This is a genomic window from Pseudomonas sp. KU26590 (genome assembly GCF_026153515.1).
Taxonomy (GTDB): Bacteria; Pseudomonadota; Gammaproteobacteria; order Pseudomonadales; family Pseudomonadaceae; genus Aquipseudomonas.
The window spans coordinates 1,311,713-1,336,133 of record NZ_CP110644.1 but is presented as its reverse complement, the minus strand read 5'-3'; the positions used below and the strand labels follow the sequence as shown (position 1 = coordinate 1,336,133).

The 24,421-nt window shown below is 59.3% G+C and carries 26 protein-coding genes; 16 read left to right on the top strand and 10 right to left on the bottom strand.

Going from position 1 to position 24,421, the window contains the following annotated elements:
- The first annotated feature begins 106 nt into the window (after positions 1-106).
- Positions 107-985, top strand: coding sequence for a helix-turn-helix domain-containing protein (locus tag OKW98_RS06065; protein ID WP_265388364.1), 879 nt, complete (start codon positions 107-109; stop codon positions 983-985).
- On the opposite strand, the gene OKW98_RS06060 is transcribed toward OKW98_RS06065, so the two are convergent.
- From OKW98_RS06060 to OKW98_RS06050, 3 genes are all read right to left on the bottom strand, one after another.
- The gene (locus tag OKW98_RS06060; protein ID WP_265389659.1) at positions 982-3,303 is read right to left on the bottom strand and encodes a TonB-dependent siderophore receptor; all 2,322 of its coding nucleotides are present in this window, start codon (positions 3,301-3,303) and stop codon (positions 982-984) included. The genes OKW98_RS06065 and OKW98_RS06060 overlap by 4 nt on opposite strands.
- A gap of 109 nt (positions 3,304-3,412) precedes the next feature.
- A complete protein-coding gene (locus tag OKW98_RS06055; RefSeq protein WP_265388363.1) occupies positions 3,413-4,396 on the bottom strand; it encodes a FecR family protein in 984 nt (327 codons plus the stop codon).
- Positions 4,393-4,995 (bottom strand): RNA polymerase sigma factor, encoded by a 603-nt coding sequence (locus OKW98_RS06050; protein ID WP_265388362.1) that lies wholly within the window; start codon positions 4,993-4,995, stop codon positions 4,393-4,395. Before OKW98_RS06050 ends, OKW98_RS06055 begins: the two co-directional genes overlap by 4 nt.
- A 294-nt stretch (positions 4,996-5,289) precedes the next feature.
- On the opposite strand from OKW98_RS06050, the gene OKW98_RS06045 reads away from it, so the two are divergent.
- The 4 genes from OKW98_RS06045 (at position 5,290) to OKW98_RS06030 (ending at position 7,707) form a co-directional block, all read left to right on the top strand.
- Positions 5,290-5,712, top strand: coding sequence for an HPF/RaiA family ribosome-associated protein (locus OKW98_RS06045; RefSeq protein ID WP_265388361.1), 423 nt, complete (start codon positions 5,290-5,292; stop codon positions 5,710-5,712).
- A gap of 538 nt (positions 5,713-6,250) precedes the next feature.
- Positions 6,251-6,580: a DUF3509 domain-containing protein gene (locus OKW98_RS06040; protein ID WP_265388360.1), complete on the top strand. Its 330-nt coding sequence runs from the start codon at positions 6,251-6,253 to the stop codon at positions 6,578-6,580.
- A gap of 231 nt (positions 6,581-6,811) precedes the next feature.
- A complete protein-coding gene (locus OKW98_RS06035) occupies positions 6,812-7,156 on the top strand; it encodes a hypothetical protein (protein WP_265388359.1) in 345 nt (114 codons plus the stop codon).
- Between the two features lie 242 nt (positions 7,157-7,398).
- Positions 7,399-7,707: a hypothetical protein gene (locus tag OKW98_RS06030; RefSeq protein WP_265388358.1), complete on the top strand. Its 309-nt coding sequence runs from the start codon at positions 7,399-7,401 to the stop codon at positions 7,705-7,707.
- Between the two features lie 154 nt (positions 7,708-7,861).
- Here the strand turns inward: OKW98_RS06030 and OKW98_RS06025 are convergent, their stop codons facing one another.
- Entirely contained in the window at positions 7,862-8,281 is a 420-nt protein-coding gene (locus OKW98_RS06025) for a phosphate-starvation-inducible protein PsiE (protein WP_416148085.1), read from the bottom strand.
- Positions 8,282-8,728: 447 nt separating this feature from the next.
- Between OKW98_RS06025 and OKW98_RS06020 the strand changes: the two genes are divergently transcribed.
- Positions 8,729-8,995 carry a YebG family protein gene (locus tag OKW98_RS06020; RefSeq protein WP_265388357.1) on the top strand — a complete coding sequence of 89 codons (267 nt, stop codon included), beginning with the start codon at positions 8,729-8,731 and terminating at the stop codon, positions 8,993-8,995.
- Positions 8,996-9,051: 56 nt separating this feature from the next.
- Here the strand turns inward: OKW98_RS06020 and OKW98_RS06015 are convergent, their stop codons facing one another.
- Positions 9,052-10,074 carry a Glu/Leu/Phe/Val dehydrogenase family protein gene (locus OKW98_RS06015; RefSeq protein ID WP_265388356.1) on the bottom strand — a complete coding sequence of 341 codons (1,023 nt, stop codon included), beginning with the start codon at positions 10,072-10,074 and terminating at the stop codon, positions 9,052-9,054.
- A gap of 195 nt (positions 10,075-10,269) precedes the next feature.
- Between OKW98_RS06015 and OKW98_RS06010 the strand changes: the two genes are divergently transcribed.
- Positions 10,270-11,073: a SirB1 family protein gene (locus tag OKW98_RS06010; protein WP_265388355.1), complete on the top strand. Its 804-nt coding sequence runs from the start codon at positions 10,270-10,272 to the stop codon at positions 11,071-11,073.
- 3 nt (positions 11,074-11,076) lie between these two features.
- On the opposite strand, the gene OKW98_RS06005 is transcribed toward OKW98_RS06010, so the two are convergent.
- Positions 11,077-14,517 carry a dermonecrotic toxin domain-containing protein gene (locus tag OKW98_RS06005; protein ID WP_265388354.1) on the bottom strand — a complete coding sequence of 1,147 codons (3,441 nt, stop codon included), beginning with the start codon at positions 14,515-14,517 and terminating at the stop codon, positions 11,077-11,079.
- Between the two features lie 617 nt (positions 14,518-15,134).
- On the opposite strand from OKW98_RS06005, the gene OKW98_RS06000 reads away from it, so the two are divergent.
- On the top strand, positions 15,135-15,533 hold the full coding sequence (locus OKW98_RS06000) for a hypothetical protein (protein WP_265388353.1): 399 nt from the start codon (positions 15,135-15,137) through the stop codon (positions 15,531-15,533).
- A 52-nt stretch (positions 15,534-15,585) separates the two neighbouring features.
- On the opposite strand, the gene OKW98_RS05995 is transcribed toward OKW98_RS06000, so the two are convergent.
- From OKW98_RS05995 to OKW98_RS05985, 3 genes are all read right to left on the bottom strand, one after another.
- Positions 15,586-16,110 carry a hypothetical protein gene (locus OKW98_RS05995; RefSeq protein ID WP_265388352.1) on the bottom strand — a complete coding sequence of 175 codons (525 nt, stop codon included), beginning with the start codon at positions 16,108-16,110 and terminating at the stop codon, positions 15,586-15,588.
- Positions 16,111-16,295: 185 nt separating this feature from the next.
- Entirely contained in the window at positions 16,296-17,204 is a 909-nt protein-coding gene (locus tag OKW98_RS05990; protein WP_265388351.1) for an SDR family oxidoreductase, read from the bottom strand.
- 211 nt (positions 17,205-17,415) lie between these two features.
- Complete coding sequence (locus OKW98_RS05985; protein WP_265388350.1) at positions 17,416-17,871, bottom strand: flavodoxin; 456 nt, start codon at positions 17,869-17,871, stop codon at positions 17,416-17,418.
- Between the two features lie 376 nt (positions 17,872-18,247).
- Between OKW98_RS05985 and OKW98_RS05980 the strand changes: the two genes are divergently transcribed.
- The 7 genes from OKW98_RS05980 (at position 18,248) to OKW98_RS05950 (ending at position 22,225) form a co-directional block, all read left to right on the top strand.
- Entirely contained in the window at positions 18,248-18,853 is a 606-nt protein-coding gene (locus tag OKW98_RS05980) for a hypothetical protein (protein WP_265388349.1), read from the top strand.
- Between the two features lie 187 nt (positions 18,854-19,040).
- Positions 19,041-19,610, top strand: a complete 570-nt coding sequence (locus tag OKW98_RS05975) for an antibiotic biosynthesis monooxygenase (RefSeq protein WP_265388348.1) — start codon at positions 19,041-19,043, stop codon at positions 19,608-19,610.
- Positions 19,611-19,838: 228 nt separating this feature from the next.
- Entirely contained in the window at positions 19,839-20,549 is a 711-nt protein-coding gene (gene folM / locus OKW98_RS05970; RefSeq protein ID WP_265388347.1) for a dihydromonapterin reductase, read from the top strand.
- A gap of 20 nt (positions 20,550-20,569) precedes the next feature.
- Positions 20,570-21,130, top strand: a complete 561-nt coding sequence (gene folE, locus OKW98_RS05965) for a GTP cyclohydrolase I FolE (protein ID WP_265388346.1) — start codon at positions 20,570-20,572, stop codon at positions 21,128-21,130.
- Between the two features lie 3 nt (positions 21,131-21,133).
- Positions 21,134-21,505 carry a dihydroneopterin triphosphate 2'-epimerase gene (folX, locus tag OKW98_RS05960; protein ID WP_122535279.1) on the top strand — a complete coding sequence of 124 codons (372 nt, stop codon included), beginning with the start codon at positions 21,134-21,136 and terminating at the stop codon, positions 21,503-21,505.
- An 89-nt stretch (positions 21,506-21,594) separates the two neighbouring features.
- The gene (locus OKW98_RS05955; RefSeq protein ID WP_074884095.1) at positions 21,595-21,891 is read left to right on the top strand and encodes a DUF1244 domain-containing protein; all 297 of its coding nucleotides are present in this window, start codon (positions 21,595-21,597) and stop codon (positions 21,889-21,891) included.
- Entirely contained in the window at positions 21,884-22,225 is a 342-nt protein-coding gene (locus OKW98_RS05950; protein WP_108120652.1) for a HopJ type III effector protein, read from the top strand. The genes OKW98_RS05955 and OKW98_RS05950 overlap by 8 nt, the downstream gene beginning before the upstream one ends.
- A gap of 85 nt (positions 22,226-22,310) precedes the next feature.
- Here the strand turns inward: OKW98_RS05950 and trxB are convergent, their stop codons facing one another.
- A complete protein-coding gene (trxB, locus tag OKW98_RS05945) occupies positions 22,311-23,273 on the bottom strand; it encodes a thioredoxin-disulfide reductase (RefSeq protein ID WP_074884087.1) in 963 nt (320 codons plus the stop codon).
- Positions 23,274-23,659: 386 nt separating this feature from the next.
- Between trxB and cysZ the strand changes: the two genes are divergently transcribed.
- Positions 23,660-24,415: a sulfate transporter CysZ gene (cysZ, locus tag OKW98_RS05940; protein ID WP_265388345.1), complete on the top strand. Its 756-nt coding sequence runs from the start codon at positions 23,660-23,662 to the stop codon at positions 24,413-24,415.
- The last annotated feature ends 6 nt before the right edge of the window (positions 24,416-24,421 follow it).

Genomic DNA, 24,421 nt, shown 5'->3' with positions numbered 1-24,421 from the left:
TGGCGGCCGGGGTCTGTGCTCACTTGCAGAAACTTGCGCATTTGATCGTCACTCCGCTGGCAGGGGGCAATGCTCGGAGTAGGATGCGAGGCGTAGAGGAGTCCCCATGTCGTCACTTGAAACCATCCAAGTCTTTCAATCCCTGAACAACTCGCCCCACGCGCAGTTGGAAAAGTGCGCGCCCCTGGGTGACGGGCTAATGGCGGCGTTGTGGAACAACCGTCATGACGCTCAGACCTACCACGCGCCGACGCACCACACGTTGTCGTGTTACATCGACGGCGGCACCGGGACGTTCCGCCGCGATCAGCCGGACCAAAAAGGCGCCCCGGACAAGATCTGCACGCTGCCCGCCGGCCATCAGTCTTCCTGGGTGGTGAACGGTGAAATCCGCCTGGCGCATTTGTATATCAGCCCCGAACAGTTCGCCCTCAATTGCGTCACGCTGCTGGATCGCGAGCCGCGCCAGTTGGCGTTGCAGGAGCACACGTTTCTGGACGATCCGTTGCAGGCCGAGCGCTTTCATCGTCTGATCCGCATGGACTGGAGCGAGCCCGGCGACCGTATGCTCACCAGCAGCCTGGCCCATGAGCTGCTCGATCACATGGTCCTGCGCCAGGTCGGGCTGCGCGAAGGGTTACGCTTGAAGGGCGGATTGGCCCCGCACTTGCGCCGTCAGTTGGTGGAGTTCATCGAGCTGAACCTGGCCGAGCCGTTAAGCCTCGGGCAATTGGCAGGCATGTGCGCGCTGTCGGATTACCACTTCGCGCGGATGTTTCGCGAAAGCTTCGGCCTGCCGCCCCATCAATACCTGCTCGCCCGGCGCCTCAACCGCGCCCGGGAACTGCTGCGCTCGACGCGCAAGCCGTTTGGCGAGATCGCGCTGGAATGCGGCTTCGCGAGTGCCAGCCACTTCAGTAACCGGTTCAAACAGTCGGTGGGCGCGACGGCGGGCGAGTACCGGGTTGCGTTTCAGTCGCGTTAAAACTCCAGCGTCGTCGCCATCACCACCTGCCGCGAATCCCCCAGCGACACGAAATAACGGCTGACCGCCGAGCTGTAATAAGTGCGATCGAACAGGTTCTTCACGTTCAGCTGAAACTTCACTTTCTGCCCGTCCAGACGGGTTTCGTAAGTCACGAAGGCATCGGCGACGGTGTAGCCGGGCAGATCAAAATCATTATCCGGATTCCCCGCGCGTTCGCCGACGTAATGGGCCCCTGCTCCCGCCCGCAGCCGGCTGGCACCCAGCACGGCGCCGAAGTCGTACACCGCCGAGACCGAGCCGCTGTGCCGGGGCACGTTCTGCAGGCGATTGCCCTTAAATGTCGGGTCTTCAACCACCCAGGCATCAGTGAAGGCATAACCGCCAATCAGGCTCCAGCGTTCTGACAGCTGCCCGCTTACGTCCAGTTCCACTCCGCGCGAGCGTACTTGACCCGCCGTGGTGTAGACCGTGTTCGCCGTCAGCGAGTCGAAATTCGCCACCAGCACGTTGCGCTTTCGGATGTCGAACAGCGCCAGCGTCGCACTGATGCCATCGGAATCATCCCACTTGGCGCCCAGCTCCCACGCTTTCGATTCTTCGGGCAGCGTCGCCGAATCCAGCACGGTGCCGCCCGCCAGCGTGGCGATGCTGGAATTGGGCTTGAACGCCTCGGTGTAACTCCCATACACCGACAGTTCATCGCTGTAGCGGTAAACAAGGCCTGCTCGAGGAATCCATTTCTGCCCGTTTAAATCGGTATTGCGCGTGAACGGCGAGCCTTTGCCTGCCTGCTGATCGAACACTTGATAGCGCGCGCCCGCGACGAAAATCCAGCGGTCGGTGAGGTGTACGGAATCCTGAACAAATACCGAGTCGCTGCGCAGGATGTCGAGCTGATGGCTGTCCGCCGCACTGACCTGAGTACCCTCCGCTTCCAGGCCATACACCGGATTCACATAGCTGAACGTGCTTTGGCTTTTCTGGCGGATCAGTTCACCTCGCGCGACTTTGCGGTATTCGTCGTCGACGCCGATCAGCAGTTCATGCCGCAAGCCCGCCAGCGAGGTATCGCCGTTCAGGGTCAGGGTGGTGAAGCGATCGGTGCTCAGGGCGTTGCCGGTCCCGTCGATGGAGCGGGTCAGCGTGCCGGTTGCCGGGTCGACGGCGGTCACCCGCACTTGGCTGGCGTCGTAGGTCTCGCGGTTGTAGCTGTAACCGAGGTGGCCCTTCCAGGTCTCGTCGAAGGTGTGGTCGACCTCGAATCGATACAGGTCCGAGCGCCCTTCCATGTTGTTGAAGGGCTCGTCCAGACGGCGGGTCGCGGGGATGTTCAACGGACGATTGGTGCGCGGGTCGATTGCCGTGCCGCGATCAAACGGCGAGAGAAATTCCCGGTGCTCGTAGGACGCCAGCACTTCGGTGTCATCGCCATACCAGGCAAGGGACGGCGCCACCAACGATTCCCGGTGCACCCCGTAATTGCGCCAGTAATCTTCGTCCTCGTGGTCGACGATCAAGCGATAAGCCAGCCCGGTCGATGCCCCTTCAGCACCGTCAATGGCGCCGGTGCTATCAAGTGTGCCGCTGCTGCCGTTTTTGCCTGCGCCGTAGCTTGAACCCCGCGCCGTCAGCGCGTTAGCCGACTGCAACTGCGGACGCTTGCTGACCACATTGATCACCCCGCCAGGGTCCTGAATGCCATACAACAGCGACGCCGGCCCCTTGAGGACTTCGACGCGTTCGGCGGTGGCATTCAGGTTGCGGCCCTGCACCACCGGCATGCCGTCGCGCATGATCGAACCGTCGCGATTGTCACCAAAACCGCGCTTCATCAGCGTGTCCTGGGTGCTGCCGAGGGTGTTGCCCTGGGTCACGCCACTCACGTTGGCCAGCGCATCGTCGAGGTTGCGCGGCGCCTGATCGCTCAGCACCTGCGCCGGCACAACGCTGACCGCCTGCGGGTTTTCCAGCGGCGGGGTTGCGCTGCGCATCACTGATGTCACAGCAGGCGGCTGATAGCGGTAAACGGCACTGCGAGTGGAATCGACCTGCGTCGCGCCGAGGGTAATCGCACCTTCAGCGGGCCGGGATTGCAGGGTAAAGGTGTCGTCGGTGGCACGGCGGAACGTGAGGCCGGACGTGCTCAACAGCACGCCTAATGCCTGTTCCGCACTGAACGAGCCCATCAACGCCGGGGCATCTATTGTGTAGGGCGCATCTTGGGTGTAAATCACGCCCTGCCCTGTTACCCGACTGAAATCCCTGAGCGCCTGGGGCAGCGGTTTGGCTGGGATCGAAAAGTCATAGGCCGGCATGGCTGCCTGGACGCACGCGCTCCAGACCGCCACCACCGAAACGCCACACCACCTTGTCACATCGATCAACCCCGTTTGAATGCGATACACCTCAACAACTCGCTTGCGATCAACGAATCACAATGACCCGCCCGAGCGCTTCGTACTGCTCAAAACCAACGACGGATTTCAACGCCGCCAGCACGGCCTGCGGATCGCGACTGGAGAAGCTGCCGCTGACGGTCTTCGCAGCCAGTTGATCGTTGAGCAAAATGATTCGCCCCGGGTAATACCGGTTCAGGTCGCTGATGACATCAGCCAGCGGTGTGCGGGCGTAGTTGAGCCAGCCCTGACGCCAGGCCAGCTGGCTTTCGCTGTCGACAGGCTGCGTATCACCTGTGCGCTCGCGGTCATAACTCACGCGCTGACCGGCCGTCAGGACCTGCTGCGGCGCATCGGCGGCCGCCTTCACCCCAACGCGCCCGGAAAGTACGGTGACTTGCGCACCGGCAGGCTGCAGGCGCACCTCGAACTGCGTGCCCAGCACCCGGGTTTCCCCGCTTCCGCCCTCGACCACGAAAGGCTTGCCGGTGTGGGTGACTTGGAAGAATGCGGCGCCACGGCGCAACTCGACGTGCCGCTCGCCCGCGTCGAAATGCACGGCGATCGCGCTGTCGGCGTCCATCGTGACCTGCGACCCGTCGGCCAGCGTCACGCTCCGGACCTGCCCCGGTGCCGACACATAATCGGCGCCCAGATCATCTGCCCAGCGCTGCGGATTCCAGCCCAGCCCGACGCTCACCATCAGCACCAGACACGCCGCCATCGCAAGCGCTGCTGACCAGCGCGGCAGCCTTCGCGGCGTGGGCGCGTCTATTTTTCGCAGCAAGGCATCGAGCGCGATGGCGTCTTCGCCGGCCAGTGTGGCGGCAGGCTCTTCGCTGAGTTCCCACAGCACCTGAGCCTGGGCGTAGGCCTCGGCATGGTCCGGACTGGCGTGCAGCCAGCGGCTGAAACGCGCCTGATCGGCGACCGTCGGTTGGTTGTGCAACACACTGAGCCAGCTCAGGGCCGTGGTGTGAGGATCGTCATTCGGATGAGGAAAGGCGTTCATCGACGTGCGCCTCCGGATTTGCCAACCAGCGGCACCCGAGCGACATCCTGATTGACGCTCGCCTTGCAGGCCTGCAGGGCGCGCATCATGTGTTTCTCCACGGCACTCTGCGAAAGGCCCATGGCCTTGGCGATTTCGGCGTACTTGCGCCCGTGGATACGGTTGAGCAGGAAGATCTGCCGGGTTTTCTCCGGCAATCCGCGCAGCGCCGTTTCGATGTGGCGCAGATCGTTGCTCGCCTCCAGCGCCGCCTGGGGTTCGTCAGTCTCGGGCCGATGGGCATCTGGCAGCAGCTCGTCACTGAGCCGGGCGCGAGTGCTTTCATTGCGCAGATGGTCAATGGCGATATTGCCGGCGCAGCGCAGCAGGTACGTGTTGAGCTCCTCGACCTGCACCAGCGGACGCCGCCAGAACCTGAGAAACAGGTCCTGCACCAGGTCCGCCGCCGTCGCCCGGCAGCCCACTCTTCGGCTGACCAGCGCCTCCATTTGCGGGCGCTGGGAAAGAAACACCTCCAGAAACCGCGCGCGTGCAGCCTTCGGGGCCTCGTGGTCGAGGTCCTGACACGTTGAGTTCGAGGACGGAGGCGGATCGATCATGATTCAGGCACGAGGTAGGGAGAGGATGCGAGGCGCGATATTAATGATAAATATTCTCATGCGCAAAAGATGTCCGACGAATCTCGCAACAAATCTGTTGCGCCTGAGCGCTGACCCTGAAAAGGCGCGGCCCAGCAAAAATGGACTTGCCGGTCGAGTTCCCGCATTCGCGAAATATATTCTCGGTTCCAAGGGGTTGAATTGTTCGTGGATCGGCGCCAACACTGTGAATGAGGGCAGACGAAAAACACCTCGTCCAGACTCTCCCGAGCAAGCCAAAGTAAGGGAAGAACTATGCAAATCCAGGTCAACAGCGATAACCACATCGAAAACAGCGTCCGTCTGGAGGAGTGGGTACGAACCACGGTTGAAACTACGCTCGAACGATACGAAGAGGATCTGACCCGCGTTGAAGTCCACATCAACGACGAAAACGGCGACAAGCCCGGCCCGCATGACATCCGTTGCCAGATGGAAGCCCGGCCAAAAGGACACCAACCTATTTCCGTGACCCACAAAGCCGATTCGATCGATCAGGCAGTGGATGGCGCAGCGGTCAAACTGGACCACGCCCTGGAACACCTTTTCGGAAAACTGCGCGGCAACAAACGCGGCGCGGCGCCTGTGATTGAAAGCGATCCGGATGACGAGCCCGTCAGTGCTGATGCGTTGCTCGAAGAAGAATTTCTCGAGAAGGATGAAGCATTGCACGGCTGATGCAGCAGCCTTGAGACACTGAACTGCTGAATGAGGGGCGGGCCTGGAAACGGGCCCGCCCCTTTTTTTGCGCGTTTATTAATTGCCGAGAGCCCGAATGGAGCGCTGCGATAAACCTGCGAAAGTTCGCTTCCAACGCTACGCACACAAAGAAGGCATCAGGCGCGCTAATGGTGCTGGCCGGGAATTGACCAAGCCGTTGGCCACTACAAGATGGACCGCTGAAACAGTGACCTGCTTCTCGATTCAGGGCCTTGCGGTCCGCCTGCCGGGAGCATTCGCACCTTTCGTCCCTTGTGGCCCAAACCCTGCAAGCTTTGTATCGTCGAGCTTACACCTCACCTGCACGCCGCGAGCTTATTGGCTCCGCGCGCAGTGACTCGCTCAATGGGACGACGTTTCAACGGACCACTTATGGATATCACCGCGACTTCAGCGAGCGCGGCCAGGGCAGGAATCATTAACCGTTGATCGGCTTCAAGAACTAAAGGGATTCACCCCCAGTCAACTTATGCAGATCGTTAACAGGTAACAGGCCATGGATAACCCTTTTCAACTGATCACCGACGCCTTCCATCCCGACTACCGGGTCAACTTGAGTATTCAGGGCCTCGACGGGACCATCATGCTGACGCTGTCGAATGAGTCAGGTGTGGTCGCCAAACGCCTGCTGAGCGCCGAACAACGCAACTCGCCCAAGCGTCTGCGTCGCTTGATCGAAAGCATCCAGTTCGGCATTGCCATCGAACAAGGCCATAGCGCCATCAAGATTCTGGCGGCCATGACCGACGGCGACCTCAAGCAACTCTCGCCGCCGCCCACACGAACCCGCTTCCTCAGCCGTCCGCAGCTGACTGCCGGTATCTGATTGTTTGATGCGTATGGAGTGAGGTGATATCTATCGCCTCTCCAGCGCAGCCTCTTCGGGGCATCACTCTCGATGCGCCCTGCCACCCGCCGATGATCGCCCACTCCCCTGTAAGTCCCGCCGATTCAGCCCCCAGACAGAAAGCACCTGTTACAACAAACCTGTAGCAAGCCGGCTGCCCGTTACAAAAAACGGCGAGCAGCAGAGTCTGGACAAGTCTGAGGTGACGATATGTCTCTACGATACATAGCGCTGATTGGCGCGCTGGCCCTGGCGACCGGCTGCGTGGAAGAAAGAGTGGTGCACGAGCGAAGGGTGGTTGATCGACCCGCGCCCCGCGCCGAATACGTTGAAGTCGTCGCCCCGCAAGCGCCGCCCGTGCGCGTCATCGAAGAAGAACCCGGCCCTCGCCCGGGCTATGTCTGGTCACGTGGCTACTGGCGCTGGAACGGCAACCGCTACGTCGCCGAGCATGGCCACTGGGAAGCGGTACGGCCGGGCTATCGCTATCAACATCCGTACTGGGAAAGCCGGGGCGATGGCTGGCATTACCATGTGGGCGTCTGGGTAAACTGACGGCCTGCCCCACGCAAAAATGCCCCGCTGAGACGGGGCATTTTTTATGGATTTGCTGGTGGATAGGTCATCGAAAGCAGTTCATTGGTTGCAAGCAATGGTCTCCAAGGCGCGCTGAGGCTTTCCTAAGCAGAGCCGCACCAACCTCAGCATTTGGGCAATATCACGACAATTGCGACCAGGCAGATGACGGTGGTCAGCTAAAGTCTGCAGCAAAGCGAAATCGGCAATAAGGACTGATTATGGATATTCAAGCGTTAAGACAAGCCGCCATAGAACTGCGGAAACAACTGGAACTGTATAAAGAAAAAGAGCCAGCGGCACTGGCCTTGTACGGACAAATGGAGCATTTGATATCCGCCGCTGAGCGTGGTGAGATCACTACTCAGGTTGAGGCACGGGATATACCAGGCGGTCGCTTAATGGATGAATCAAATCTCCGGAAATATCGCGATCTCTCTGGGGCCTACAGCAACTTTTATGTTGAACTCATCGAAGGTCGTGACATGCTCAAAATGATAGAAGAAATCATGAATCAGGTCAGAAAATAAAAGAGTCTTGCTCTATTAACCCTGGACGATATTAACTCTCCGAAGACGTACCGCTGCTTCTCGGCGCTGGGTACTAACCGCATGCACGCCAAACGCCAAGCATTAGTCAGACAAGCGTGGAATGAGCCCTTAACGATAAGGACTCGCCTCATCACTAATCCACTTTCTCCTGCACCGAAGGATACCTCGACGAGGAATACCTCACGACCAGAATCGAGAACGCCAGCAACAGCACGCCGCCGCAGACGTAGATAATCCCCAGATCCGGCGCCTTGTGGTGCGACACGTCACTGATTAGCAAGCGAATCAAAGCGGTCACGCCGATATAGAGCAAGAAGCGCAGGGGCATGTGGTTGGTCTTGAAATAAATCCCGACCATCGCGCCCAGTTCGAGGTAGATGAACAACAGCAGAATATCGTCCACCGCGATGTATTCTTGCCCGAGCATGCCGATGAAAGCCTTGATCGCGGCGTAGGCGGTCACCGCGCCAATGCCGAACAGCGCCAGATAATGAAACGCTTCCACGGCCAAGTTGCCCAGGCTGTTGGCGCCGCCATGAAGCTTCGCCCGCATTCGATCTGCCCATCTCACACCCGCCATCCCTCACCTCCCCTGACCAAAACAAAAGTGTTCATAACGAGCGCTGCGGTTCAGCGCAGCAGTGGATCTGTCGACGCAGGGCTATGGCCGCGTTGATGTTCACGATGTAGTTCCTTGAGTGACCGGGCAGGGATGATGCTCCGCGCGCATGACACTTTACTCATGCGCGGCCTGGCTGTAGGCAAGCATTAATAGGGCCATCGGCTAAGGTTGAGAACGTGACCAGATGTCGCAAGGCCGCGCCTGGCAAAAAAGTGAGCGCGCACCCCCTACCCAAGCCAAGGCGATTCGCCTATGCTGCGCACTGTATAAATACACAGTAAAAAGACGGAGCACGCTGTCTTTGCATCATCCGTCGGCCGAAGCGTTGAGCGCCCGGGCTGATCCCTTACACCTCTGGAAATGACGACGAGGCCAACAATGGCTGTTGAAACCCTTTACCGCAGTACCCGTGATTTGGAGACTACGTTCGTGGACCGCAAACTCGCCGATGCCCATGATCAGATGCTGGAACTGGCAGAACTGCTCACCGATGTATTGATGAAGAACGTCGCAGGCCTCTCCGAAAAACACGCAGAAGATGCCAGCATTTTCATGGCGAAAAATCGCGCCGTCTTCGCTGCCGCATTCAAGAGCAATGCCCTGGCACTCAACGAACTGGCACCTGCGGCGGAAAAGGCAGAGTAATCAGGCCTGCGAATTCGGGTTCAGCACGCTGAATGCAGGTTTACCACGCAAGCGACTCACTCCATGTCCAGCAACCGCTCTGCCAACTCATCCGCCACCCGTGCGGGTGAGCGCTTTTCAGCTTGCGCATGGGCAAACACCTCGGTCAGCCGCGTGCCGATCAGAGACAGATGCGAGGTGATGGTGCCCGGGCTTTGCCCCTGATGATGCAGCGCGACATAGATCAGGCCGCCGGAATTGATCACGTAATCCGGGGCATACAGAATGCCTCGCGCTTCCAGTTGGTCGGCAATTGCGGCGCAGCTCAGTTGATTATTGGCACCACCCGCGACTGCGGCGCAGCGCAACTTGGTCACACTGTGGCTGTTGAGCACGCCGCCCAGCCCGCACGGTGCAAGGATGTCGCAAGGGGTGCTGAGCAGCGCTTCGATGGCAATCGGCTTGGCGCCCAGTTCCTCCATGGCGAGCTGAACCTTGCCGCTGTCCAGGTCCGCCACCAACAACTCGGCGCCTGCCGCATGCAGCTGTTCTGCGAGCGCGTAACCCACATGCCCCAACCCCTGAATCGCCACGCGCAGACCTTCCAGGTTTTCGCTGCCCAGTCTTGCCATTGCAGTCGTGCGAATCCCCGCGTACAAGCCCAGCGCGGTGTGTGCTGACGGGTCGCCGACCGCCGTGGTGCTGGTGACGTGCTGGGTGGATTGGGCAATGCAGTCCATGTCCTCTCGCGAGGTGCCGCTGTCCATGGCCGTGACGTAACGGCCGTCGAGGGTCTGCACGAATCGTCCGAACGCCTCGAACAAGGCAGCCCGATCAGGGACGTGGGCCGGACGCATGATCACTGCCGTTCCACCGCCCAGTGACAACCCGGCGAGCACAGCTTTGTAGCTCATGTTCCTCGCCAGCTGAATGGCGTCCTCAATGGCACTTTCTTCGTTTGGATAGGACAGGTAGCGACACCCTCCCATCGCCGGACCTTTCTGGCTGCTGTGGATCGCAATCACCGCCTTCAGGCCGGTGCGCGGTTCAACCATCATGTGCAGTGATTGCACGCGTGAGCTTTGCATGAGAGCGAACATGGGCACTGCTCCCTTTTCCGTACTGCCGAGTATAGGCGCTGGTTGAAAAAAAGAAGGCCGGTGCGGGCGGATCCGGACGACGGACTGCCGTTCAACGCGTGCGATGAATCAACGCTGGACGAAGGCAACGGCCAAGGCTAAAACTGAGCCATCAGTACAATTCTTCTCAGCCGTCTTATCCTGCCGGAGAAGTCGATGAATCCGCGCCAGCAATGCATTGCCTGTCTTGAACGGACCCCGCCGTCCACGTTTGAAGCCGCTTCGTGGATCGCCTCAGAGCATGAAGGCCAGGTTGATTTCCAGATCATCCGCGACCAGCTCACCGCTCTGGAACGCAGCGTCAGCGCCGCGCTTCCTTTATTGCCGGCCACAGAGCTTGCCCAGCCATTGCTGCGGCAACTGGCGACGCTGGGATTTCAGCAGGACGATGCTGCTCAGCCCAAACCGCAGGCTGCCTTGATTCACAAGATACTCGAACGTCGTCGCGGCCAACCTCTGGGGCTGGCGCTGATTGCGCTGGAGCTCGCCAGGCGTCTGGAGATCCCCCTTGAGGGCGTGAATTTCCCGGGGCATTTTCTGCTGCGTGTGCCCGGCGCCGACCATACGCTAGACCCTTGCGGCGGGCGCAGGCTTTACCCGAAGGATTGCCGGGAATTGTTGCTACGCCAGTTCGGCGCAGACATGCCGCTGCGGGCTGAGCACATGAAAACCGCGACGCCCGCGGCGATGGTGCAGCGACTGTCGCGAAACCTGCGGTACCTGCATCAGCTAAACGACGACTTGATCGCCGCACTCAAGGACGCGACCCGCGTGATGGAACTGGGCCAGGCCAACACCAGCGATTATCTCGCCCGTGCCAGCCTGTATCAGCATCTGGAATGCCCGCAGGCCGAACGGTTCGACCTGGAGCATGCATTGATGTTGAGTGATGACCCGGTTCAACGGATGCGGCTCACTCAGCGTCTGGTTCAGCTGCCCGGCATGGGCGCGCTGCACTGAAAATCAGGAACGAGCCAGCGAGCCGGTGCTGTTTTTCGCCTTTTCCAGCTGTTTCAACTTCTCGGCCTTGCGCATCGATCGTACCTGCCTGCCCGCCTTGAAGGCACCGAAGGCCGCTTTGGCGAAAAACCCGCGCGCGCGCTCTCGATCGCCATCCTGATAGGCCTGGACGCCGCGATACAAATCCACTGAAGCATGAACGGCCGTCCACACCAGTTTGGTCATGGGATGAAGGTCAGCCAGATAGCCGCCGTATTTACGTATGAAGGTATACGTGTTGAGCAGGCGCCGTTCGGCGACGCTCTCGGTTTGGGCATCAATATCAACGATCAAGTGCTGCACGGCGATACCGTGCAACCCTTCCAGGCTTCTGATCGGAGTTGAATGGCTGACCGTGTAAGGCTTGCCATCTATCACCGGTGACATCTCAAGCTTTTGCATGAGCGTGCCAATGATGCGCTGTGCTCTGTAAGGCACCCGATCATAGTAATAACGAGTCATGCCTGGCCGCGCGACGGAGCGCACGACGTCCTCTTCCTGACGGAACAGATGGCCGTCCGGCGCCCCGGGCGTGTAGACCCATGCCCCCAGCCGAGCATTGTCCTGGTCCGGTTTGAAGACGTAAATACCGGCAAAGGTTTTGTGCTCCATCATCAGGAGATGGAGAGTCCCGGGCGTTTGGGCAGTGTTTCCGACGATGCTGCTGTCCAGGCTTGAGGCCATTCTGACAAGCCACATGTAGTGATCGGGAGTGAGACGGCCTGCCATGTATTCGGTCAGCGCGTCACGGCGCAGCTCATAATGTGTCTTGCGCGCGAACAGTCCGCGAACCCTGGGTGGCGGGGAGTTGGTCAGCCCTTGGGTATGCCGGCGCAAGTCGGTGATGTATTCATCTGCGTAATTGGACCCACGGATCATCTGATCCACGAACGCCCCTGAAAGCGCGGACACATCCTGACCAATGGAGGAGTACACCGCAGCGTCGGGGCCGAAGGCGTAGTCTTCTTCCGAGTAACCCACCATGAACAGGTCGGTCAGGCACCGCAGCGTTGTATACCGTCCAAAATCCGGTTCCCCATTGCCCGTGCTGCCTTCCAGGTCAAAAAACACGGTGTCCGGGTCGATGCGTCCCGGTACGCCCGAAGCCTTCAGATGCTTGTCGATCAAGCGCTCGCACTCCTGACGAGCAGCGGCGCGCCATGGAATGACGCCGAAACCGTCATAGGCTTTTTGCAATGCCGAGATCCGCTGTTCCAGCACCACCGCCGCCATCCGATCCTGCCGGGTGATGTACCGCGCACGCGCACTGGACACGATCCGATTACGCGTCAACATCTGCTCGATCTTGTAGTGACTCAAGCTCGACAACGCCCCAGTGAAAGAGGAAGCGTCGACGGTGACGAACTGAACACTGTCCACATTCCAGGCTGAAGGCTTCAGCCGAAGGCTTTCAATGTAAGGCACGACGTGCTGATCCGCATTGACCACGGTCTGATCCAGCAAGTACTGGGCACCTCGGGCGCAGGCCGTCCAGCCGCCGACTTCAAACGACAACTTGCGCCAGTTGTCGAAGTCGAACACATCGCGCCCACTCGGATGCCCCGGGGCGTACAGCACATAAAACGCGTCATCGCCGTTGGTCTCCCGGATGACCACCGCATCTTCCAGTCTGCGGTCGCCGCCCTTCAAGTACAGGGCTCCGACACTCAATGCCCGGTTGCTGCCGAAGTTCGACTGCGCTCGCTCGATCAACGCAAGACCGCGATCGGAAAGATGACCCTGGAGTTTCGCCGCCCACGCACTCAAGGCGATGGTGCTGGCACGTAGTGCTGCCATGGCGTCCAGGGTGGCCTGCTCGCGATAACGGTGCTCCAGCTCGCTTTCGAAGCGTTGTTTCAGATCAAGGTCTTTCAGCAAACGGCAGATGAAGTCGAAGTCCAGTCGCGGGTGTGAATACGCGGGATCAACCTCGACACCGGGGCTCAGTCGCGCGTCCAGCTCCGGCAGCCCCTCGAGGGCAAATCCCAGCAATGTATGGGTGTACACCGCGTTGAGGGGCCCGGTGGCGAACGGCATTTCGTCTGGCAGATTAATCGTCACTCGCGACGGATCGACGGTAAAGCCCAGATGCTTCATCAAGTAATCAGCGATCTCGTTGCGAGCATAGATCTCGGGAGACTCGGTTCCCGCCATCTGTGCCTGCATAAGCCCTTCACACCGTGCCTGCTCGGCGGCGAGGGTGTCGTAGCGAAGACGGTCTTCAGGGGCCGCGAACCTGATCCAGTCGGGGAGACGTCGCTCCTGGATAAACGCCAGCAGGTCGAGGTAGCGGACATTCAGCGCCTCCTCCAGATCGTCAAGGCGGGTGGCGTCATCGAACATGCGCAGCCGTGCCGCGGGCTCGGCATCCATCGACGGTGCGTGAGCGAGCAGGTGGTTGAGGTCACTCAGCTGTTTTTCACGCAAGCGACTGATCAAATGGCTCGCGGGCTTTTCTTTGAGCAGCGAATACTCCGCTTGCAGCGCGCCTGCCGGGTTGCTGTCCAGCGAACTCTGGTCTTGGAGGGACAGGCACCCTGCCAGCCGATACTCAGTGGCATTCTGCTCCAGACGTTGCGTCAGCGCCGCGCTCATCGCTGTGAGTGTGGCGAACTTCTCCACTCCACCCGCCGGGCTAAACAGGTAGACGCCCATAGGGCTGTCATCCTCAGTCAGCGGGATGACATCGACATCGTTTACAGCCGCAGCGTAAACCCCTGCAAGGGGCAGCAGCCCGCCCTGCGAAGTGCGCAACGACACGGCATAACGACCTTTGGCATCGGCGTCCCCGACAACGCGCAGCAGACGGGTTTCGTCTTGAGTATTCAGCTCACCTCTGCCTACGGCTAACCGAATGGCGTGACCGAAAACCCAGGACTGCAGCGTCCCGAAGACTTCCTCACGTGTCCCGGTGACAGCACTTTCACCGGGAATGGTTTTGAACATCGGTTCGTCCACTTCCCAATACGCATTGAGACTGAACTTCAAATAACCGGGCATCTTGTTGATCAGGTCTGCGCACATTGTCCTGAACGCGCCAAGTGGAAACCCAGGCAACGTATAAGCGACATGGGCGGAGTCTTTTCGCATAGAGAGGACGGCCTGTGGGTCATCAAGGTAAACCCTGTCTCCCATGAGGGCGTGTAGCAGGGTATCGGTCAGACACAGCGGGGCAGGATCGGCTCCCCCGGCATACTGCCTGTGAATGAACAGCGCGTCAGGGTTAGGAAACGGCGTGACTTCGCCAAGTTGCTCGGCCAGCACCTGCCTGGCAGTCTCGCGCAAAGTGGGAGCGTGGCGCAGTTGCGAAACGATCAGCGCTGACAGTTCGGCCTCGTTATTTGCGTGATCGACCAGCGAACCCGGTTTCGGGCGGGGATAGTGGTTAAAAATAGAATCAGTCATCGTTACAGCTCCAGGATGACTGCCCGCGCCACCAAGGCATCCAGCCAAAGTGTGAAATACGTGAGCAGCCCAAAAGAGCTGTTATTTAAAGTGCTGTATCGCTGACCGATGGAATAACTATTGATGCCACGCGGCACCCTGCGCCGACGAGCTATGCAGGAAAAAGCGTCATTCGCTGATAATCCGCCGCGCACTCCTACTGTTACTGTGGCTGTAACACTGCTTGTCAAAAAGCCAACTGTTTCAGTAACAGTAAACCCCTTAACCTTCGCGCCATCTGAGCACAGCCCCCAAGGCCTTCGCAGGAACGCTGTTTTTGCACGGACTGGATGTGCTCGCCCCGCGTCACCGACGTTGTGTTTTGAAGCTCCTGAATTCGACGTCTCATTTTGCCGCTGCGATTGCAGCGGTTTTTTTTTGCTTTGCGTTCAAGTGACGATTTCTCAGAACCCTTACGCCAGCGCGGGTCCATCCTTCCCTCTCAAAAACAAAGCTCAGAAAAATCCCACAGCATTTCTAGCGACATTCCTACACAACGTTCTGTTTAAACATTAGTCATCGGCGAGGTGCAGACCGCGCGACGATACCCAACAATAAATGGCTAATGGAGCTCTAACATGTTCAAGAAAAAAATGACTTCACTGATTCTGGTGGCAAGCCTGGTGTCGCTTGCTGGTGTAACTGCAGCGCAACCTGCTGCAAGCACGATGAATTTCTGCACCAAGATTTCAGGCGCTATTCCGGCCGGCACCGTTAACCCAAATGAGGAACGGGTGATCTATGGGCCGTACACAGTGACCTGCGGGACGACTTCCCATCACTTCAATGTGACAGGCGCTTCAGGACAAGTTCCTGTGTTCGTCCAACAGCTTCAAGGTGGCAGTTGGTCTTCGATAACTAGACCGATGTACGACCCATCAGGCTTGTTCGGTGCTGGCACATTCCGGCTGGTGATAGATAACCGACAAAGTCCTAAGTCAACCAGCTACTCCGGAAGCTACGTCGTCCCCATGTAACAGCTGAAGGCCTGGGACACACTGGCTGTGCCCCAGGCCGCACCTACATCCTTCAGGCACGAATATTCACCAATGAACGCTCGCGAGGACGCTTAGCATGTTCCTCCAGTGCCATCAGCACAGAAACAGCGGCGTTCAGATCCACCACGGCGCCTTTCGCCATTTCATTGCCTTGCTTGATAGAGTCCTGCAGTCGATCGAATTGCTGGGTGAAGAACTCATACGCATTGACCTCCTTGTCCATATTGATCTCGTTTCCCAGCGCATCAAACTCGACATTGATGCTAGACATAGAGCCAATAAGGTCTCCATCAATAATTCCCTGCTCGGCCAGTAAAACGCCGATTTCCATCAGTTGCCTGTTACTGGTCTTACGCGGATCAAATCCAGCCAGATTGATGTTCAAGCCCTCCAGCTTTTTAACATCAGGGATGCTCTTGTCCGCCCAATACTGACGTACCTTCTGCTTTACCGCTTCCTCCTGAGGATTAAGCCCGGACCTCGCATTGAACTGCTTATCCGGGACAGCGCTGTATACCCTGAGCCGCTCTTGCACCTTGCTCAAATTGCCAATCATAAAACCTCCTGAAAATCGGTTGATCCTCAGGAGTGTCGGGCGAGCTCTGGTGGGGTTGAGGCTGAAAAAGCGAAGACGGAATCATTGCCTGATTCAGAGACCGTTCCTACATCGCTGCAAATAAGCCTCCTACAAAAACGGCCCGTTCGATCGCCCGAACTGGCCGCTTATAGATCCAACAACGATCAGGCAAATTTCTGCAAATTGGCCATCATTTCCTTGAGCGCTTCGACGTTGTCAGCCGGATGCACCGCATCGCTGAAGTCACTGATGGTCTGCCACTGCGCCGCGACGTCCTCCGGTGAAAAGCCTGCGTGTGGGTCGAAGCCGGCGCCCAGACTGCGTTCCCAGCGGACTTTGCCGATCCAGCCGCCACCCACTTCATACAGGCCGGCACTTTCCTGGCACTGCTCACTGCCCAGGTACACCACCAGAGGGCTTACCAATTCGGGTTTGAGCAGCTCGAACACGCTGGCCGGGATCAGGCCTTCGGTCATGCGGGTGCCGCCGGTCGGGGCGATGGCGTTGACGAGGATGTTGTTTTTGCGCCCTTCAACCGCGAGCGTGCGCGTCAAACCGTACAGGCCGAGCTTGGCCATGCCGTAGTTGGCCTGACCGAAGTTGCCGTAGATGCCGGAAGTGGACGAGGTGAAGATGATGCGGCCGTAGTTCTGGTCCCGCAAATGGGGCCAGGCGGCGTGGGTGACTTTGTAGGCGCCTTCGACATGCACGCGGTAAACCAGATCCCAGTCGGCGTCTTCCATTTTGGCGAAGCTTTTGTCGCGCAGAATGCCAGCGTTGTTGACCACGACGTCTACGCGGCCGAAGGCATCGAGAGCATTCTGGACGATCTTGTCGCCGTCGGTGACCGAATCATGATTGGCAACCGCCTCGCCGCCTGCTTCACGAATTTCCGCAACCACCCGATCCGCCGCCGAGGCATTGGCGCCTTCGCCATGGGCGGAGCCGCCAAGGTCGTTAACGATCACCCGCGCGCCGTGTTGCGCGAACAACAATGCGTGAGCTCGCCCCAGTCCGCCGCCCGCTCCGGTGACGATCACCACTTTGTCTTCGAAACGTACGGACTCGCTCATGTTGCTCTCCCCAATGATGAAGCCGCTCTGCATACAAAGCCCCGGACTCATCAGGGGTCAGCGGAAGCAGATGCGGGCGTAATGGTCATCGAGTGTCAACGACTCGGAGTCGGGTCACAATCAACACGGGACACGCTGAATAGTGATCAATAACGCTGGGGGATGGCATGGGCATGTCTCGGCCGGGACGGGGTCGTCAAGCGCACGCCACTCAGCTATTCAGTTGCCCGATGAACGCTGCCAGCCAGGGCTCGGCATCGCTTTCCGGCGTGACGGTCTCGCTGGCGTCCAGACGCAGCATCTCCTGCACCTCACGGATCCCCAGTTCGCCGAAGAGCTCGCGCATCAACTCGCCGCCCGCACAAAATGTATCGCCGTAACTCGCATCGCCCAAGGCGATCACGCCGCCGGGCAACCCGCGCCATGCAGCAGGCAGCGCGTCGCGGATTTGGTGGTAGAGCGGCTGAATATTATCCGGCAGCTCGCCCATCCCGGTGGTCGAGCTCACTGCCAGCAGGGCTTGGGGTGCAAAGGCCTGCAAATCGGCAAGGCTGGTGCGCGGATTGAACAGCACCTCGTGCCCTGCATCCTTGATGATCTGTTGGGCGTGGCGGGCGACCTCTTCAGCCGAGCCATACACCGAGCCCGCAATAACGGCGACTTTCATGGGTTAATCCTGTGACGGGTAAAATCGTGCGGCATTATGCCTCAGCTCGGCGCGATGTCTTGGACTCCCTACCACATCGCGCTGCCAAACGGCATGCCAGGTGATGAGCGAGGCATTGATGCAAATGACTTTCAACCCTGCTCGAAATCTCCTGTCCGATCTCTATTCTCTGTACTACTTTCAGATCAGTGCTGTGGCCGAAACGGTGAAACGGTCATATCCTCGGCACAAGGGGTCGAGTTTAATGCCGAACGGGCGCAAGCTCGGCTGGAGAATGAAATCCTGAAGGGGTAACATGCCGCAACTGACGAACGGTCACAACCAAAGGGCGAACCATCGGTCTGCTCTTCCAATAACCGGTTAATCGAGCTTGATCATGCAGCGCGACAATATCCTCACGCCGGATGAACTGGAGTTCATCCAGAAGATGCAGCACAACCCCACGCTGAATCTGGGCGACAAATCCAGCAGTCTGGTGGTGAATGGCGGCGTGCAGATTCAGGATCTGCTGACTCGCCTGGCGGCCCATGAGCAAGTCACGATTCAGGCCCAGTTCGATAATCAGCAAATGACCTTCCCGCTGCATCTGGTGGAAGACGAATTTCATGCGCTGCATCTGGAGCTGGGTGCGCCGAGCATCTTCGAGGAAGGCCCACGTATTCGTCCATGGCGCCTGATGCTGCCTGAGCCGATGCCGCTGGAGACCGCAAAGGGCTCGCTCACCGCACTCTGGGTTCATGAAATCTCGTTCAAGGGCATCCTGCTGGAGATGCGCAAGCAGACCAAGCCGCCGAAGTCATTCGCCGCGTGGTTCACGCCCCAGGGTTATGAGCCAATCGCCTTGCGTGGCACCTTCGAACGCCTGAATCATCATGGTCTTGCGGCATATCGGTTGAGTCAGAACAGTAAAGAAGACACTGAACGCCTGCGTCAGTACATCCTTCAGGAACACCGCAAGATTCACCCCTCCATGCATCTCTAGGATTGCCTGATCAGGCGATCCTTCGCAGCACCCTCTTCCGTCCGACAAACACCTCTGGCTTTATCGCAAGATTCAGGAATAATCCTTGCTTGCTTCTTCCAGTGAAGCTGACGCATCGCCACCACCCCGGCGCCACGTCATGTGATTTCCCTACCCGGGAACCTCACGTGTTTATCGGAGATACACAATGTCTACCTCACCCGTCACGCTGATGGTTGCCCGTCGCGTCGCCCATGGCCGCTATCAGGAGCTGATTGCCTGGCTGCATGAAGGCGAACAACTCGCTACAGACTTTCCCGGCTATCTCGGGTCAGGCGTGCTCGCTCCGCCGCCCGGGGATGACGAATTCCAGATTATTTTCCGCTTCGCCGACCAAGCCACCATGCACGCCTGGGAGCATTCTGCCTCCCGACGCTCCTGGCTGGTGCGCGGCAGTGGCCTGTTTGCCAAGAATTCAGTGCACCGGGTGAGCGGCATCGAAGGCTGGTTTGGCGCTGTCGGTCAGCGCCCGCCGCGCTGGAAGCAAGCCGTTGCCATCTGGCTGGCGTTCTTCCCGGTGTCGCTGATCTTCAACTTCGCGCTGGGCCCGCTGCTCAGTCAGCTGGACTTGTTTCCGCGCATCATGATCAGCACCTTGATCCTTACGCCATTGATGGTGTTCTGGTTTATCCCGCTGTCGACCCATCTGCTGGCGGGGTGGTTGCACAGCAATACCCCAGCTCAGGTCAACGGAACCGAGCCGGCGTCTCCTCACTAGCCTTCGGCGACAAGCGTTCTCACGGCAGCTGCGGCGAATGCCGGCCATACAATCCACGGCGCAGGACCGCCTCAAAAACATGTACAGCTTTCTGTAGTTGTACAAGAACCGACCGTTGGGGTAACTTTGCTCCACGGTCGTTTTCGATGGTGCACGCGAGCATCCACTGTTCGCCATTCAGCACCGATTCGCCCGACCTCCCTCCCCGTTGATGAATGCGTGACGACCATGGCCTGCTCCCCTGCCCCTGTCTTGATCACTGGCGCCAGCCAGCGCGTCGGTCTGTATTGCGCCGAACGTCTGTTGGCGGAAGGCCAGCCTGTGATCGTCACCTACCGCAGCGAGCGGCCGGGCGTGGAGCATTTAAGGGCGCTCGGCGCCGTGGTGCTTCAGGCTGATTTTTCGTCCGAGACGAACGTCCTGGATTTCATCGACCGACTCAAAGAGCAGACGGACAGTCTCAGGGCCATCGTGCACAACGCGTCCGACTGGCTGGCCGAGACACCGGGGAATGAGGCGGATGTGTTCGTGCAGATGTTCAGTGTTCACATGCTGGCGCCCTACCTCATCAACCTGCACTGCGCTGAGTTGTTGCGGCGCTCGGAGACGGCCGACATTATTCACATCAGCGACGACGTCACGCGCAAGGGCAGCAGCAAGCACATCGCTTACAGCGCCAGCAAGGCAGGCCTGGAAAACCTGACCCTTTCCTTCGCAGCCCGTTATGCGCCCCATATCAAGGTCAACGGCATCGCCCCGGCCATGCTGATGTTTCAACCCGACGACGATGCGGCATACCGCGCGCGCACCCTGGAAAAATCGGCTTTGGGGATCGAGCCCGGCGCCGAGGTCATTTACCAGAGCGTGCGCTATCTGCTGGATAACCCCTACGTCACCGGCACCACTCTGACCGTAAACGGCGGACGGCACGTCAAGTAAGCCGCCCCGAGGAACCATTGATGACCCTGTCACTGCCACAGCATTACCGTGAAATCCTCGTCGGCCTGGGTGAAGATCCTGAACGCGAAGGCCTGCTGGATACGCCCAAGCGCGCCGCCAAGGCGATGCAATACCTGTGTCACGGCTACGAGCAGACGCTGGAAGAGATCGTCAACGGCGCGCTGTTTGCCTCCGCAAGCGACGAGATGGTGATCGTCAAAGACATCGAGCTGTATTCGCTGTGCGAGCATCACCTGCTGCCCTTCATTGGCAAGGCCCACGTGGCGTATATCCCCACCGGGAAAGTCCTCGGCCTGTCGAAAATCGCGCGCATCGTCGATATGTACGCGCGACGCCTGCAGATTCAGGAAAACCTGACGCGGCAGATCGCCGATGCGATTCGGGACGTGACCAAGGCGGCAGGCGTCGCCGTGGTGATCGAGGCTCAGCACATGTGCATGATGATGCGCGGCGTTGAAAAGCAGAACTCGACCATGAACACCTCGGTGATGCTCGGCGCCTTCCGCGAGTCGACCACGACCCGCATGGAATTTCTGCAATTGATCGGACGGAGCAAGTAGTCCATGGCAAGACTCGAACCCGGCACCGCACGCATCAGGGTCAAAGACTTGTGCCTGCGTACCTTTATCGGCATCAACGAAGCCGAAATCCTCAACAAGCAGGACGTGCTGATCAACCTGACGATCCTGTACGCGGCCCAGGAAGCGGTGCGCGACAACGACATTGATCACGCGTTGAACTACCGGACCATCACCAAGGCCATCATCCAGCACGTCGAAAGCAATCGCTTCGCCCTGCTTGAGCGCCTGACCCAGGAAGTGCTCGACCTGGTGATGACCCATGAAGAAGTGCAATACGCCGAGGTCGAAGTGGATAAGCCCCACGCGCTGCGGTTTGCCGAATCGGTGTCGATCACCTTGGCGGCAGCGCGCTGATTCCTGCGCTCGCCTTTGCGGGTGCGCGCTTGCCCGGCCTGACTGCCACTCTTATCATCCGCCCATCTTTACTTCCGACAGAGCACACCATGACCGAGCAACAACGTCTTGAACTTGAAGCCGCCGCTTTCCGCCGTCTGGTTGCGCACCTGGACAGCCGCAAGGACGTGCAGAACATCGACCTGATGAACCTCGCCGGTTTCTGTCGCAACTGTCTGTCCAAGTGGTACAAGGCCGAGGCCGACGAGAAGCAGATCGACATCACCCTGGATGACGCCCGCGAAGTGGTTTACGGCATGCCGTACAGCGAGTGGAAATCCACGTACCAGAAAGAAGCCAGCGCCGAGCAGCAAGCCGCGTTCGCCAAGGAACCGAAGCATGACTGACCTGAACGCCCTGCGTGCCAGCATCGCGAGCGGCCATCACTTGTTCGCCGACACGCTGGCCTTCATCGCCGCGCATTACGATTATCAGCCTCAGGCGTTCAGCAATGGCCCGATGGAAAACGCCGCTGGCCAGAACGAAGGCTCGTGCAAGACCCTCGGCCTGGCGCTGCTGGAAGGCCTGAGCAATGAAGAAGCGCTGCTGGCTTTTGGCGAGCACTACCGTTCTGTGCTCGATACACCGGAAGGCTCCGACCACGGCAACATTCGGGCGCTGATTGCCAACGGACTGGCCGGCGTGAAGTTCTCGGCCGAGCCGCTCAAGCCCAAGGCATGACCGCAGGTTTTTCGGCGATAAGGCGCGTTTGCCAGATATAAAAAAACCGGCTCAATGAGCCGGTTTTTTTCAGCTGGAGATCAGGTCAGAACGAAACGTTCGCCAGGCCATCCAGATAGCGCTCGACGTCCAGTGCAGCCATGCAGCCTGCGCCAGCCGACGTGATCGCCTGACGGTAGACGTGATCCGCCACGTCGCCGGCAGCGAAAACGCCGTCAACGCTGGTGGCTGTCGCATTACCTTCGCGACCGCCTTGAACGACCATGTAGCCGTCTTTCAACGCCAACTGACCGTCAAACAGGCTGGTATTCGGCGTGTGGCCGATGGCGATGAACACGCCGTCGACGGTCACTTCAGCATAGCTGCCGTCGTTGTTCTTCAAGCGCGCACCGGTAACGCCCATGTTGTCGCCCAGGACTTCGTCCAGGGTGGCGTTGAGTTTGAGCTCGATCTTGCCCTCGGCAACGCGTGCATGCAGCTTGTCGATGAGGATCTTCTCGGCGCGGAAGGTATCGCGACGGTGAACCAGGGTGACCTTGCTGGCGATGTTGGCCAGATACAGGGCTTCCTCGACGGCCGTGTTGCCGCCGCCGACCACAGCGACCGGCTTGTTGCGATAGAAGAAACCGTCACAAGTCGCGCAGGCCGACACACCCTTGCCCATGAACGCTTCTTCGGACGGCAGACCCAGATAACGGGCGCTGGCGCCGGTGGCGATGATCAGCGCGTCGCAGGTATAAGTGGCATTGTCGCCCTTCAGGCTGAACGGCTTGCCGGCCAGATCCACTGCATTGATGTGATCGAAAACGATCTCGGTCTCGAAACGCTCGGCGTGTTCACGCATACGCTCCATCAACGCCGGGCCGGTCAGGCCATGGGGATCGCCCGGCCAGTTGTCGACTTCGGTGGTGGTGGTCAACTGACCACCCGCCTGCATCCCGGTGATCAGCAACGGCTTGAGGTTGGCGCGCGCGGCATAGACTGCAGCGCTGTAACCGGCAGGGCCGGAGCCGAGAATAATCACTCGCGAATGACGTACATCAGACATGACACACTCCTATTGACCGGCCATCGTTACGCGTGGTCGGAGTCACTGGATCTGAACCGGCGTACCGGTTGAGAGGATTGGGACTGACGAGGCCTGCGCCGCACGGGAGGCGCCCGCCGATCCTGAGAACATGAAGCTGCCACTCGGGGCACAGCAACGGTGAAAGTTGGCCGCAAGCTTATCGGGGCGGAGAAGATTAAGGAAATATCGTTTCACAATCCAGCTCATAGGCCCGCCCTATGTGCGCCCTGTGCTTTGGACATTGCAGTCCTGCATAGACTTTACCGCTGCACGATTGTTTCAGCGAGTGTCGCCCCTGCCGCTGCGCTTCCGCCCCCGTCGCAAAGCCGGTAAGGTCGGCGCGATATCACTGCCTGGAGGCACACATGCCTGCACCCGCCCTGTCTGGCCCGCAATACCTGCGCGAAGGCCTGAAACTGATCCTGAGCCCTGGCCTGCGCCTATTCGTCCTGTTGCCGCTGGCGATCAATCTGGTGTTGTTCAGCGCCATGATCTACTTCGCCGGCCACGAATTCAGGCTCTGGGTCGACTCCTTCATGCCGACCCTCCCCGGCTGGCTCAGCTTTCTCAACTACATCCTGTGGCCGCTGTTCGTGGTGCTTGTTGCGCTGATGGTGTTCTTCACCTTCACCATGATCGCCAACATCATCGCCGCCCCGTTCAATGGCTTTCTTTCAGAGAAAGTCGAAGTGGTGCTGCGCGGGACGGATGATTTTCCCACGTTCAGCTGGGGCGAGCTGCTGGAAATGGTCCCGCGCACCCTGAGCCGGGAAATGCGCAAACTGGGCTACTTCCTGCCCCGTGCCATTGGCCTGTTCATCCTTTCATGGATCCCCGTGGTGAACCTCGTCGCCGCGCCGCTGTGGCTGATGTTCGGCGTCTGGATGATGGCTATCCAGTACATCGACTACCCCGCCGACAACCACAAAATGAGCTGGCAAGACATGCTCGCCTGGCTGCGCGCCAAGCGTTGGCAGAGCATGAGCTTCGGCGGGATTGTTTATCTGGTGCTGCTGATTCCGGTGGTGAACATCCTGATGATGCCGGCGGCGGTGGCCGGTGCGACGTTGTTCTGGGTGAGGGAGCGTGGGGCGGAGACGCTGGCGGAGCGCGTTCGCTGATGCAGA